This is a genomic window from Flavobacterium sp. 2, assembly GCF_049949195.1.
Lineage (GTDB): Bacteria > Bacteroidota > Bacteroidia > Flavobacteriales > Flavobacteriaceae > Flavobacterium.
The window spans coordinates 2,217,248-2,230,189 of the sequence record NZ_CP188206.1 but is presented as its reverse complement, the minus strand read 5'-3'; the positions used below and the strand labels follow the sequence as shown (position 1 = coordinate 2,230,189).

Below are 12,942 nucleotides of genomic sequence, written 5' to 3'. Positions count from 1 at the left end.
CATATGCGGAGACGCACTGCTGTGCGCCTCTACATATATGATAGAAAAACAGCAAAAGTTAATATCAAGTTAAAAATTTTTATTCAGGGATTTCTTCATTTTGGCTTCATTTTGCAGAGGTAATTTTGATCTGTAAAATAAAAGGTAATTAATTTTTAAATCTTAGAAATCATGAGAAATTTATTGATGTTATTAGTAGCAGTTTTAGGAACAAGCGCAATGGTTCATGCGTTTCCTGCAAAAGATGGTAAAACAGTTCCAGCCAAAGAAGTTACTGCAACAAAACACCCGAAACACAAATCTGATAAAAAAGCGAAATCAGAAAAAACTGAAGCTCCAAAAGCAGAGACAACAAAAGTAAAAAAATAAGAAAAAGAATTTAAGAGAATAAAAACATTAATTTAAAAAATTAGAAATCATGAAAAATTTATTGATGGCCGCAGTATTGATTTTAGGAACAAGTGCAATGGTAAATGCTCAAACTGCACCAACTCAGGCTGCACCGGCAAAAGAGGTAAAAGCAACTAAACACCATAATCACAAATCTGGTAAAAAAGAAAAATCAGAAAAAAGTGAAGCTCCAAAAGCAGAAGCTGCAAAAAAGTAAAATAAAGATTGTTTGAGTTTTGTTTTTTATCATGGTAAACAAAAACAAAACAGGAATAATGATTATGGAGAATGCGGTTGGAAAGGCTGATGAAGAAATTTATCAGCTTTTTTTATTCGTTAATTTTTTAATAATGCGTAACAGGATTTTTTAAAATTGCTTAAATTTAATTGCGCTTAATAGCTGTTTTTATGAATATTTTAATTGTTGAAGATAATAGAGAGCTTGCAGTAGAAGTTTATGATTTTCTGTGCAATGCGGGTTATGTCTGTAAAATTGCCCATAGTTGTAATGATGCTTTGGAAGAAGTTAGCAGTAATGATTATGATGCCATGCTGCTTGATCTTGGCTTGCCAGACGGAGACGGTTTTGAGGTTTTGAAAGCCGTACGAAAAACACAATCAAAAATGGCTGTAATTGTTCTCACAGCCCGAGGAGAATTAGACGACAGAATAAATGGTCTTCATTTAGGTGCCGATGATTATTTGACAAAACCTTTTGCATTGACAGAACTTAGTGCCAGATTGTTTGCCGTGATTCGCAGAATTCATGGTTTCACATTAAATAATTTAAGCATTCACGGTTTTTTGCTTCAATTGCAGGATTATAAAGTCAGTTATAATGAGATACCACTTAGTCTGACTAAAAAAGAATTTGATATTTTTCAGTATTTGGTTTTGAATAAAAACAGAGTTATCACTCGACTTCAGTTAACGGAACATATTTGGGGCGATATTCTTGAAGTTAATTCCGATTCCAATTTTATAGATGTTCATGTTCGAAATCTTCGAAAAAAATTAGACAAACATCGATCTATAGATTGGTTTGAAACCGTTCGAAATGTAGGTTATCGTATAAACGAATAAAAATAAATTTGTGAAGATAAAACATCAGTTAGCTATTTTTAATGCACTGACACGATTGTTGGTGATTTTGATTTTATGGTTAATGCTGCCTATTTTAGTTGAAAATGTTGTTTATCGACACATTAACAATGGTTTGGTTGAAAAAAAGAAAAAATTTATTGATCATTTGAATAAAAAAGAAATTGACGATTTTATTCAAAATGCCGATGATTCAACCGAAACGTATTCTCAATTTTCTACACTTCACAGTGAATTCTTAGTGTTATCTAAAATCCGAGTAAAAGAAAAAGATAAAAAAGCGATTTTTACGAATGAATACAGAATTATTGAAGGAGAAGAAAATGAATATAGAATTCTGCAATATCATTTTACCTACGAAAATCAGGGTTATCAACTGGAAATAGGGAGTAGTTTGAGTGAAGTAAATGACCTTACTTTTATTATCCGATTTTTTATAATTATTGTTTTGGTTGTTATTTTGCTGGTTACTTTTTTGGCAGATACCGTTTATATTGAATATCTGCTGAAACCTTTTTATAAAATAATCGATACAAAAATAAGGCGCGTTAACGAACCGGAAGCTTTTGATCATACTCCGATAAAAGCAAATTCCAGAGATTTTAGAGAATTAGATTTGGTTTTGAATCAAATGATGGATCGAATCTCCGAGCTTTTCAAAAAAGAAAAACAATTTATTTCTAATGTTTCACACGAATTGTTAACACCAATTGCGCTACTGAAAAACAAATTTGAAAACTTACTTCAGAATGATTCTCTAGATGATAATGCTGTTGATAAAATTGCAGGTTCATTGAAGACGCTGGATATGCTGAAAAAAATCATCAATAATTTGCTTTTGATTTCCCGAATTGAAAACAATCAGTATGAAGCAACCGAGAATATTAATTTTCATGAAATTATAGATGATCTGCAGGAAGATTTTCAGGATCGTATGGAGGATCGTGAAATTGATTTTGTAAATCAGATGGAGTTTGATTATGTTTTTATCGGAAATAAAACACTGATTCATATTTTGATTTATAATTTGGTAACCAATGCCATAAAGTATAATCGCCCAAAAGGAAATATTATAATTTCAGATGGATTTGAAAAAGAACGTTATTTTATTTCAATTGCCGATTCAGGATTGGGAATGAGTGAAGCTCATTTGGAAAAAATATTTAACCGATTTGCCAGAATCAATTCAGATCAGGAAGGTCAAGGCTTGGGACTTGCTATTGCTGAAAGTATTGCCTCTTTTCACCACATCGAAATCAAAGTTGTTTCAAAAATAAATGAAGGAACAACCTTCACATTAGTGCTTCCGGAAGCTGTAAAACACAATTAAAAGTTAATTTTTTCTAACAGGTTTAATCTTCATTTAATCTTCATTTTGTGATTTTATCTTTGAAGTATAATAATGAAGTAATTAACAAATCAGCAAAAAATTTTAATTATGAAAAAAGTAATAATGTTAGCAGTAGCTGTTCTAGGAACAGTGGCTATGGTAAACGCTCAAACAACTCCAGCTCAAACCGCTCCAGCAAAAGAAGCAAAAGCTCCTAAAAAAGAGAAAAAAGCGGATAAAAAAGCTAAAAAAGCAGAGGCAGCTAAGCCAGAAGCCGCAAAAACTCAAAAATAAAAAGCACAAGTTTGCTCAGCAAACGTTGTTTTGGTTTATAAAAGGTTTTAAAAAATTTGGTAGAGAAAAAGCTGGCAGAGAAATCTGCCAGCTTTTTGTTCTTTATTTTTGAGTTAAATTTTTGATAATAAAAAGCAATAAAATTTTCATTCTTTGTTACTTTGCTTAAAACTAAAACTAATGATCCTTCGTTTTGTAATTCTTTGTGCCCTTTTTCTGTTTATTGAATTTTATTCCTATCAAGCTTTCCGAACCCTTATCAAAGTAAGATGGGCTTTAATAAGTTATCAGATTATAAGTTTCCTGCTTTTAGCATTTATCATTTATTCATTTACTCAATTTGACCGCTCAGTAGGACAAACCAAGCAAACCATGTTTACAATGGGGCTAATGTTGTTGGTTTATGTTCCAAAAATTGTTCTTACGTTAGTAATGTTTGGTGAAGACATTTTTAGAATTGGCGCCAGTCTTTTGAATTATTTCATGTATAATGCTCCGAGAAAAGAAATGATGCCAGATAGAAGAAAGTTTATCAGCCAGATTGCATTAGGATTGGCAGCAGTTCCTTTTTTATCTTTGATATATGGAATTTTTGAAGGAAAATATAACTTTAAAGTCATTAAGCAAACGATCTTTTTTCCAGATCTTCCAGATGCTTTTGATGGTTTCAAAATTACTCAGATTTCAGACGTTCACAGCGGAAGTTTTGACAATCCCGAAAAGATAAATTACGCCATTGATTTGATCAATGAACAAGAATCAGATATGATTTTATTTACCGGAGATATCGTAAATACACATGCAAAAGAGATGCATCCGTGGCTAGAAACTTTTAGCCGAATTAAAAATTATAAATACGGTAAATTTTCAGTTTTAGGAAATCACGATTATGGCGAATATGTGACTTGGCCATCAGAAAAAGAAAAAGATGAAAACTTCCAGGAAATCAAGAGTCTTTATGGCCAAATAGGATTCAAATTGTTATTGAATGAACATACATACATTCAAAAAGGCGATGATAAAATTGCTTTAGTTGGAGTAGAGAACTGGGGCGTTAATTTCAAGAAAGCCGGCGATTTAAATAAAGCTTCTCAAAATGTAGCGAAAGAGGATTTTAAAGTCTTAATGAGTCACGATCCAAGCCATTGGGATGCCGAAATTAAAGATCATCCTAAAAACTTCCATTTGACATTGGCAGGACATACACATGGAATGCAGTTTGGAATCGAAATTCCAGGTTATTTTAAATGGAGTTTGGCACAATACATTTACAAACAGTGGGCGGGCTTGTACGAAACAGCCGGAAGATATGTTTATGTTAACCGCGGATTTGGTTTTCATGCTTATCCAGGCCGAGTTGGTATTATGCCTGAAATAACAGTGATAGAACTAAAAAAGGGCAAGAATGTGGCTTAATTCGTTAAAAATGCTACATTTGTAGAATATTTGCCTCTTTGTAGTAAATTAAAAAATTTAAATTTTTGGTTTTATGTCAAAATTTGGAGAACTAATAAATGCTCAAGTCCCTGTGTTAATTGACTTTTACACAGATTGGAATGAATCGTCAGTATCAATGCATCCTGTAATTAAAGATGTTGCGGCTGCACTTGGTGATAAAGCCAAAGTAATCAAAATTGATGTAGATAAGAATCAGGAACTAGCTGAGGCTCTTCGTATTAAAGGACTTCCGACACTTATGATTTATAAAGAAGGTCAAATGATTTGGAGACAATCAGGAGAACTTGATGCGAATACAATAATAGGAATTGTTCAAGAGCAATTTAATCAATAATAAAACTTTTGTTGATGTTGTTTTTTAATGAATAACATCAAAAGCATATCCATTTTCTTTTAAAAAATGTAAAGTTTTAGGTAAAGCAAATTTTAAATTTTGTGATGCTTTAATACTGTCATGAAAAACAATGACGCTTCCCGAAGTTACATTTTTAGTCACATTCTCAAGACATTTTTCAGGCGTGATTGATTGGTCAAAATCGGCGCTTAAAACATCCCACATTACTATTTTATAACCAAGATTTCGCAGAATTTTAGACTGTGCTTTTTTTATTTTTCCGTATGGAGGACGAAATAATAAGCTGTTCAGTTTTTTTTCATTTGCTAAAATCGAAGCACAGTTTTTTACATTTTCAATATAATCATTAGTTTGGCTTTTCCATCCATTAATATGGTTCATGGTATGGTTTCCAATGGCATGTCCTTCGGCAATTAGCCTTTCGAATAAAGTTGAGTTTGCATTTATATTTTTTCCAATACAGAAGAAAGTGGCTTTTGCATCAAATTTTTTCAATTCAGATAAAACCCAGTCTGTGATTTCTGGCGTAGGGCCGTCATCAAAAGTGAGGTATATTTTCTTTTCCTTGTTTGGAATATCCCAACAATATTTAGAAAATACCCTTTTGATAAAAGAATTTGTTTTTACCCAATAAAAGCTCATTTTGAAATGGATTTACATATACTGTAAAATTAAAAAATGCAGTGCTATTTATCTAACAGCACTGCATTTTTTTAATTAGTATATTTTTCGTATATTATTATTCTTTTTCACGTCCAAAACGTTCGAAGACATTTACATACGTATTGAAAGTCTTTTTGTGTTTTTCATAAAAAGCTTCATCGTGATTGTGCTTCATTACTTGTAAAAGACTTCTGTAACGCTCGATATCAGTAATAATATCCATTGCAAGATCAGTTTGATCGCCAGGAGGCAATGTTGCGTAATAGTTTAGGTTTTCATTGTATTTTTTTACAAGCTTATTAAGCAAATCCTGTGCTTTTGCAGTTTCTCCTACTTTGTAATATCCATTTGTAAAAGGTTCTACTAATGAATAATAACCAAATTTATCCAATGGCAGTTTTGTCATTGCTAAATTGATAACATTTTTAGCTTTGTCAATTTTGCCTTCAGCAATAAGCTGATCCATTAAACGAGATAGGTTAGTGCGGTAAGTAATGCTATTTCTTCTGGTTTCAGGATCGTGATAGATTTTATCACTTTCACTATTGCCCCAGTCCCATTTCATTACGATATCGTACATTTTATCGGCATCAATTTGTCCCATATCCATTGGTCCGCCATCTTTTGAAGGAACATTTTTAACAGGAACTAATTTGTAAACCATTCCGTCTAATTGCAAATAATCTTTTAACCATAAGTAATCTTCATCGTCAAATGCACCTCCGCTGAAATAAATAGGACGTTTCCAATTGTTATTAGCCAAGATATCAAGCATCATTAAACGGTTTTTGTACAATGCGCTTCCTTTGATGTCAATATCTAAATAAGGAACAATAGAGTCATTGTATTTTGGATTTACGACCTTATTTTTAATAATAATATTTTTATCAACAGGAACTCTGATTTTATTTGTTGGATAAAAATGAATTGTTTGACCATTTTGAAGGCCAACAGTTGATTTTGGATTTTTAATAAAATTGATAAAATCAGTGATGTTCCATCTAGTGTCTATTTTTTGAATATGAGCAACATAATCCAATTTATCTCCCACATAATCATCATGTGTGAAAGATATTGGCAATGGATCAGATTCATATGCTTTGGCTTTCATTTGGTCAATGTACCAATCCGTCATGAATAAACTTGTATTTACGATTTTCACATCGGTTCTAAAATGCTCAATTTCCTTAGCATACCAAAGAGGGAATGTATCGTTATCACCAATAGTAAAGAGAATAGCATCTTTATCGCAAGAACTTAAGTACGCTTTTGCCATTGCAACCGCTGTATATCTTCCTGATCTGTCGTGGTCATCCCAGTTTTGAGAAGCCATTAAAATAGGAGCAGCTAATAAACTTCCAGCAATAATTACTGGTCCGGCAATTTTTGGTGCAATATATTTTTGAATACTTTCATATAAAGAGTAAACTCCAAAACCAATCCAAATCGCAAAAACATAAAATGATCCTACAAGCGCATAATCTCTCTCGCGAGGTTCAAATGGCCTTTCGTTCAAGTAAATTTTTAAGGCAATTCCAGTAAATAAGAATAATGCTAAAAGCACGTAAAAGCTTTTAAGGTCTTTGTTTGCGTGATACATTATTCCGATAAGACCTAAGATAAAAGGAAGAAAGTAGTAAACATTTCGACCTTTATTGTTTAAAACATCTGATGGAAGATTATCTTGAGAACCTAAATGCACAGAATCAAGTGGTTTGATTCCGCTGATCCAGTTTCCATCTAAATTATCATACTTTCCTTGAACATCACTTTGACGTCCAACAAAATTCCACATCAAGTATCTCCAGTACATATATCCAAATTGATATTCGAACATAAAACTGAAATTATCTACAGTTGTTGGTTTCTCAATTGTTAAGTATTTTCCATAGCTCTTTAAGAATTTTACATAACCTTCGTTGTCAATTTGTTTTTGAGCATATGCTTTTCTGAACTCAGAAACCGTTTTTTCAACTTCATTTCTTAATTGAGCTGTGGCTTTATTGTATTCATCTTCACTTAATTGGCTTACGTCAATCCCGTATTCTCCTAAATCTTCTTCGTAATTGTAATTTGGGTTGATTTTGAATTTAGGCGGATTTGTAAAGTTGATATAGTTTTGAATGTGACCCATTTCGGTGCTCCACATTCTTGGCAGAATCGTTTTTTGATTGTCATCAGAGTTTTGATCTGCGTTTTTATAATTATTGGTAATGATATATTTACCTGTTTTGTAATCTCTTTCGTAGTTTGGTTTTTTGTCTAAATAAGGTGTTTTCTCATCAAGACCAGCAAAAAATTCGGTGTATTGCGGGCCGTAAAATAAAGGATTCACACCATATTGTTCACGATTATAATAAGCTAAAACTTCAATAGCATCTGATGGCTTATTTTCGTTAATTACTGTATTTGCATTTGCGCGGACAGGAAGCATCATCCAAGTAGAGAAACCAATCAGGATGAATAAAATACAAAGAATAATAGTGTTGTAAAAAATTAGACCTTTTTGTTTGGTGAATTTTAAACCAAAATAAAAGAAAGCGATAAAAAGCAATGCCACAAAAATGGTTCCTGAATTGAAAGGAAGTCCTAAACTGTTAACCATGTATATTTCGGTTTTACCAAAAAATGCCATAGTCAAAGGCAGTAATAATTTAAAAATGAATAATAAGATTCCAATAACAACTACGTTAGCAATCAAGAAGTTTTTTATGGTAACTTTTTCGTAGTGTTTAAAATAGTATAGAAAACCTATTGAAGGAATTGTCAATAGTGCCATAAAGTGCACACCAAATGAAAGTCCGACAACTAATGAAATTAACAAAAGCCATTTGTTTCCTTTTGGTTTGTCCATGTCTTGTTCCCAACGAAGGCCAAGCCAGAAAAGCAATGCAATTAATAAAGAAGCCATTGCATAAACTTCGGCTTCAACTGCATTAAACCAAAAACTATCAGAGAAAGTATAAGCTAATGCTCCAACAAAGGAACTTCCTAAAATAACAACTGAATTGTTTTGATCAATTTCGGCAAAACGTGCTACAATTTTTTTCAAAATCATAGAAGAAGACCAAAACATAAATAAGATTGTAAATGCGCTAGAAAAAACAGACATCATATTAACCATTACCGCAACATGTTGTGCATCTATGGCAAACATGGCAAAAAAAGCGCCCATCATCTGGAATAAAGGTGCTCCTGGTGGGTGGCCAACTTCAAGTTTAGCTGCTGTGGCAATATATTCGCCACAATCCCAAAAGCTCATTGTAGGTTCGACAGTTAATGTGTAGGTAATTAAAGCGATTGCAAATGCAAACCAACCAATAATTGTATTCCATTTATTGAAATTGAATTGTGCCATATTTAGGTGTTAAAATTTTGTATGTTTTCTATCCTACAAAGAAAATGTTTTTTTATGTAAAGAAACGAGCATTAACAAAAAATTCTATAAATCTATGTTTGAAAAGTAATATGTTGTTTATGAGGTGCTTCTGGTAGTGATACGTTTTTTTAAATGGGAAAAAAGCAAAAAAGTGATTTTTTTTGAGCAAAAAGTTTGCAGAAACTAAATAAAGCCTTAAATTTGCACTCGCTTAACCGCACTGCTGGTCTATGGTGTAATGGTAACACTACGGTTTTTGGTGCCGTCTTTCTAGGTTCGAGTCCTAGTAGACCAACAGAAAAGCCTCTCAGAAATGAGAGGCTTTTTTTATTTAAAAAAGATTTCTTAAAAAATTTGCATAAATTAAATAAAGTTTTAATTTTGCACCCGCTTAACCGCACTGCTGGTCTATGGTGTAATGGTAACACTACGGTTTTTGGTGCCGTCTTTCTAGGTTCGAGTCCTAGTAGACCAACATAAAGCCTCTCAGAAATGAGAGGCTTTTTTTATGCAATAAATTGAAATAAAGGTTTTTACTTTTCTTTTAAAGACGAAGGTGCTATTCCGAATTTCTTTTTAAATGAAAATGAAAAATGGGATAAATCCTCAAAACCAACGCCAATATAGACTTCTGATGGCGGATTTCCTTGACTAATTAAATAATAGGCTTCCTGAAGTCTTTTGTTTAATAGCCATTTTCCAGGCGTTTGTTGAAATGTTTTTTGAAAATCTCTTTTAAATGTTGCTAAACTTCGTCCTGTTAGATAAGCAAAACGATGCAGGTGAACATTAAAATGAAAATTTTTGTTCATAAAAGCTTCGATGTCAATTTTTCCGGGTTCATTAAAGTCGAATAAAATATCTTTTAATTCTGGGTTTACTTTTAATAAAAGATGGACGGCTTCTTTTATTTTTAAATTAAATAAAGCTTCATTATTTTCTTGTTCAATTTCAAGGTAAGAAATCAATGATTCCATGAAAGATTTGTAAAGCGGATTTGGAGCAAGAGTAATCATGGCTTCGGTATCTGCTTTTTTTGTTATTTTAAAATCGTATTCTTTGCTTACTTCGCGAAGTATTTCCTGATCTAAAAAAAGTGATATTGTTTTGAACTCCCCTTCTTCTGGTGGAATCTTAGTGAATTTTGCTAAATGATTTCTTTTGCTGAATCGAAAATCTCCAGCTTTTGTATGGTAAGTGTTTTTGCTATCAGAAGCAATCATTTCGCCTGAAATTTGATAGCTAAAAACATGTTCCGGAATAAAATGTTCTCCTTCTCGGCTGCGTGCGTAATAGCAGGAGTAAAGTATTTTGGGTTTTGGATTTGCTTTTGTAGTCATATTGTAAAAATACTAAAAGATCCGGAAAATCTTTTTGTGAAAAGAGTCCGGATCTCAAATGATTATTTTGGTTGGATTAATGCCTTTGGTTCTAGATAAGCTTCGAGTCCGATTGTTCCAAATTCTCGGCCTATGCCAGATTGTTTGAATCCGCCAAAAGGAGCCATTGGGTCGTGGCCAATTCCATTTATTTGAACTCTTCCGGCATTAATTTGTGAAGCGATTTTGTGTGCTCTTTCGTTGTTGGCTGAACTTACATAAGCTTGCAGGCCATAAGTAGTGTCATTGGCAATTTCAATTGCTTCTTCATCTGTTTTATAAGTGATGACGGTTAAAACGGGACCAAATATTTCTTCTCGTGCAATGCGCATTTGATTGTTTGCATTGATGAAAACAGTTGGTTTTACAAAGTTTCCATTTTCTAGGCCTTCTGGTTTTCCTAATCCGCCAGCTAGAATTTCGGCACCTTCATTGATTCCAATTTGAATATAGTCCTGAACGCGCTGAAATTGTTTTGTGCTGACCATTGGTCCTACGGCTGTAGTGTTGTTTTTTGGGTCGCCAACTTCGATGTTTGTTAGGGTTTCTTTGATGATTAGTTTTGTTTCGTCTAGTTTGCTTTCTGGGATTAGTAATCTTGTCCCGGCAATACAGGCTTGGCCGTTATTCATAAAAGCGGCGCTTATGGCAAGTGGAATGGCTTTTGAGAAATCAGCATCATCTAAAATGATATTTGGCGATTTTCCTCCAAGTTCCAAAGTAACTCGTTTCATTGTGTCGACAGCTTCTTTTGCTATAATTTTCCCAACAGTTGTTGAACCGGTAAAAGAGATTTTTGCAATATCAGGATTGCGGCTTATTTCAGCGCCTACAACTTCTCCTAATCCGTTAACAATGTTGACTAATCCTTTTGGGAGATTTGCGTCATGTAGGCATTCCATCATTAATTGTGTTTGTTGCGCGCTCATTTCGCTTGGTTTTATAACGGTTGTGCATCCGGCAACTATGACGGTAGATAATTTACTACTGATAAAACCATTGCTTGAATTCCATGGAATAATGATGCCAACTACGCCAATTGGGGTCATTTGAACTTCAGATTCGCCCATGGTTTTAATAAAATCATAAGAGTTTAATAAATTGATTGCTGAGTCAAAACCTTTAAGCATGTACTCGTAGCTTACTGATGCAAATTGAAATGTGCCTCCGTATTCTTCAATCATTATGTTGATGAAGTCTGTTTTTCTTTTTTCGACAGCGGTTTTTATGTTTTTTAAATATTGGATTCTTTCTGAAGTTGTAGTTTTGGAGAAAGTTTTAAAAGCATTTTTAGCGGCTTTTATTGCATTTTGCGTGTCCTCTGTGTTTCCTAAAAGAACTTTTCCTAGTTGTTCATTTGTTGTTGGGCTAATTAGATTGAAATATTCAGTTCCTTTTGGAGAAACAAATTCCCCATTAATGTAAATTTTGTCTATTGTTTTCATGTTGTAAGATTTAATGAATTTTTATTTGACAAATTTCAGGATTAATGAGGTGTAGAACTTTGTTATAAAGCTCAAATAAACTTTGTTGAAAAGCTCATATTTTTGATAAAAAAAATAGCTTCTGAATGAGAAGCTATTTTGTAAAATAAATTATTTGGGTTTTAAATCTTTAATGTGATGACGGGTCTCACGGTGTGATTGACTAATCCCTCGCTTATGCTTCCATTGAAAAAGTGAGCAAAACCTGTTCTTCCGTGCGTGCACATTCCGATTAGATCAGCGTTAATACTGTTTGCAAAATTGATAATTCCTTTCTCGATATTGGTGTCGTTGTAAATATGAGTGGAATAATTTTTAATATTAAAATGAGTTACAAAGTTGTTCATTGCTTTTTGTACAACTTGTGTTGGTTTGAAGCTGTTTGGTGTACAAATTGTAACGAGATGAATTTTTGCATCAAAGAATTTGGTGAAATTTAGCAGTCTGTCAAATGGTGCTTTAGTTTCGTCTGAGAAATCAGAAGCAAAGACAATATCTTCAACCTTGAAATTAGTGATGTCTTTTTTGATAACTAAAACAGGAATTTCAGAATTTCGGACTACTTTTTCAGTATTTGAACCAATTAAAAGTTCCTCAACGCCAGAAGAGCCATGCGATCCCATTATGATTAAGTCTACCTCGTAGTCTTTGCTTACTTGTGTAATTCCATGGATTGGTTTATCCATTTTTACAATTTCGGTAATTGAAATCCCGTCCAGATATGGTTTTGATGATATTTCGTCAAGCATTTCATTTGCTTTTTTCATAAAAAGCATAGTTTCAGGAATACTTGCGCCGCCAAGTATAGCGTCATTCATTTGGTGCGGCAGCTCAAGCATGTGTAAAATGATAATTTCTGAATCATTTTTTTTAGCAATTTGCGCAGCAACTTTTAGGGCATCTTCGGCATGTTCTGAAAAGTCAGTAGGAACTAAAATTCGTTTCATAATTCTTTGGGTTAAATTATTTAGACATTTTGTTGTTTTAATGCTACTATAAAGATAAGAAATATTTTTAGAGCAATCAATTTTATTTGGTTTATAAAAAAATCACTATATTTGCACCGTTATTTATTAAAATCTAAATAATGAGGGGACTAAGTGTCCCCT

The 12,942-nt window shown here is 32.9% G+C and carries 12 protein-coding genes and 2 tRNA genes; 9 read left to right on the top strand and 5 right to left on the bottom strand.

The window, feature by feature from the left end; genetic code table 11:
• Positions 1-171 precede the first annotated feature (171 nt).
• From ACNFIH_RS09565 to ACNFIH_RS09535, 7 genes are all read left to right on the top strand, one after another.
• Positions 172-369 (top strand): hypothetical protein, encoded by a 198-nt coding sequence (locus ACNFIH_RS09565; RefSeq protein WP_426486435.1) that lies wholly within the window; start codon positions 172-174, stop codon positions 367-369.
• Between the two features lie 49 nt (positions 370-418).
• Positions 419-607: a hypothetical protein gene (locus tag ACNFIH_RS09560; protein ID WP_035645311.1), complete on the top strand. Its 189-nt coding sequence runs from the start codon at positions 419-421 to the stop codon at positions 605-607.
• Positions 608-798: 191 nt separating this feature from the next.
• Positions 799-1,473, top strand: coding sequence for a response regulator transcription factor (locus ACNFIH_RS09555; protein ID WP_426486434.1), 675 nt, complete (start codon positions 799-801; stop codon positions 1,471-1,473).
• A gap of 10 nt (positions 1,474-1,483) precedes the next feature.
• Positions 1,484-2,821 (top strand): sensor histidine kinase, encoded by a 1,338-nt coding sequence (locus ACNFIH_RS09550; protein WP_426486433.1) that lies wholly within the window; start codon positions 1,484-1,486, stop codon positions 2,819-2,821.
• Positions 2,822-2,929: 108 nt separating this feature from the next.
• Positions 2,930-3,115: a hypothetical protein gene (locus tag ACNFIH_RS09545; protein ID WP_035645306.1), complete on the top strand. Its 186-nt coding sequence runs from the start codon at positions 2,930-2,932 to the stop codon at positions 3,113-3,115.
• Positions 3,116-3,295: 180 nt separating this feature from the next.
• Positions 3,296-4,531, top strand: coding sequence for a metallophosphoesterase (locus ACNFIH_RS09540; RefSeq protein WP_426486432.1), 1,236 nt, complete (start codon positions 3,296-3,298; stop codon positions 4,529-4,531).
• A gap of 73 nt (positions 4,532-4,604) precedes the next feature.
• The gene (locus ACNFIH_RS09535) at positions 4,605-4,907 is read left to right on the top strand and encodes a thioredoxin family protein (RefSeq protein ID WP_026728605.1); all 303 of its coding nucleotides are present in this window, start codon (positions 4,605-4,607) and stop codon (positions 4,905-4,907) included.
• Between the two features lie 24 nt (positions 4,908-4,931).
• Here ACNFIH_RS09535 and ACNFIH_RS09530 read toward each other — a convergent pair whose 3' ends face one another.
• Together ACNFIH_RS09530 and ACNFIH_RS09525 are read right to left on the bottom strand one after the other, a co-directional pair.
• Complete coding sequence (locus ACNFIH_RS09530) at positions 4,932-5,570, bottom strand: polysaccharide deacetylase family protein (RefSeq protein ID WP_426486431.1); 639 nt, start codon at positions 5,568-5,570, stop codon at positions 4,932-4,934.
• 97 nt (positions 5,571-5,667) lie between these two features.
• Entirely contained in the window at positions 5,668-8,949 is a 3,282-nt protein-coding gene (locus ACNFIH_RS09525) for a glycosyltransferase family 117 protein (protein ID WP_426486430.1), read from the bottom strand.
• Between the two features lie 245 nt (positions 8,950-9,194).
• On the opposite strand from ACNFIH_RS09525, the gene ACNFIH_RS09520 reads away from it, so the two are divergent.
• Both ACNFIH_RS09520 and ACNFIH_RS09515 read left to right on the top strand, forming a co-directional pair.
• A tRNA-Gln gene (locus ACNFIH_RS09520) sits at positions 9,195-9,265 on the top strand.
• A gap of 109 nt (positions 9,266-9,374) precedes the next feature.
• Positions 9,375-9,445, top strand: a tRNA-Gln gene (locus ACNFIH_RS09515).
• Between the two features lie 58 nt (positions 9,446-9,503).
• Here ACNFIH_RS09515 and ACNFIH_RS09510 read toward each other — a convergent pair.
• From ACNFIH_RS09510 to ACNFIH_RS09500, 3 genes are all read right to left on the bottom strand, one after another.
• The gene (locus tag ACNFIH_RS09510) at positions 9,504-10,310 is read right to left on the bottom strand and encodes a helix-turn-helix domain-containing protein (protein ID WP_426486429.1); all 807 of its coding nucleotides are present in this window, start codon (positions 10,308-10,310) and stop codon (positions 9,504-9,506) included.
• Positions 10,311-10,372: 62 nt separating this feature from the next.
• Positions 10,373-11,794, bottom strand: coding sequence for an aldehyde dehydrogenase family protein (locus tag ACNFIH_RS09505; protein WP_426486428.1), 1,422 nt, complete (start codon positions 11,792-11,794; stop codon positions 10,373-10,375).
• Between the two features lie 161 nt (positions 11,795-11,955).
• Positions 11,956-12,780: a universal stress protein gene (locus ACNFIH_RS09500; RefSeq protein WP_426486427.1), complete on the bottom strand. Its 825-nt coding sequence runs from the start codon at positions 12,778-12,780 to the stop codon at positions 11,956-11,958.
• Between the last annotated feature and the right edge of the window lie 162 nt (positions 12,781-12,942).

What these genes read in the sequence shown, in the direction of transcription:
- ACNFIH_RS09565 (WP_426486435.1), top strand. Translation starts at nt 172, where the DNA reads ATGAGAAATTTATTGATGTTATTAGTAGCAGTTTTAGGAACAAGCGCA.
- ACNFIH_RS09560 (WP_035645311.1), top strand. Translation starts at nt 419, where the DNA reads ATGAAAAATTTATTGATGGCCGCAGTATTGATTTTAGGAACAAGTGCA.
- ACNFIH_RS09555 (WP_426486434.1), top strand. Translation starts at nt 799, where the DNA reads ATGAATATTTTAATTGTTGAAGATAATAGAGAGCTTGCAGTAGAAGTT.
- ACNFIH_RS09545 (WP_035645306.1), top strand. Translation starts at nt 2,930, where the DNA reads ATGAAAAAAGTAATAATGTTAGCAGTAGCTGTTCTAGGAACAGTGGCT.
- ACNFIH_RS09540 (WP_426486432.1), top strand. Translation starts at nt 3,296, where the DNA reads ATGATCCTTCGTTTTGTAATTCTTTGTGCCCTTTTTCTGTTTATTGAA.
- ACNFIH_RS09535 (WP_026728605.1), top strand. Translation starts at nt 4,605, where the DNA reads ATGTCAAAATTTGGAGAACTAATAAATGCTCAAGTCCCTGTGTTAATT.
- ACNFIH_RS09530 (WP_426486431.1), bottom strand. Translation starts at nt 5,570, where the DNA reads ATGAGCTTTTATTGGGTAAAAACAAATTCTTTTATCAAAAGGGTATTT.
- ACNFIH_RS09525 (WP_426486430.1), bottom strand. Translation starts at nt 8,949, where the DNA reads ATGGCACAATTCAATTTCAATAAATGGAATACAATTATTGGTTGGTTT.
- ACNFIH_RS09510 (WP_426486429.1), bottom strand. Translation starts at nt 10,310, where the DNA reads ATGACTACAAAAGCAAATCCAAAACCCAAAATACTTTACTCCTGCTAT.
- ACNFIH_RS09505 (WP_426486428.1), bottom strand. Translation starts at nt 11,794, where the DNA reads ATGAAAACAATAGACAAAATTTACATTAATGGGGAATTTGTTTCTCCA.
- ACNFIH_RS09500 (WP_426486427.1), bottom strand. Translation starts at nt 12,780, where the DNA reads ATGAAACGAATTTTAGTTCCTACTGACTTTTCAGAACATGCCGAAGAT.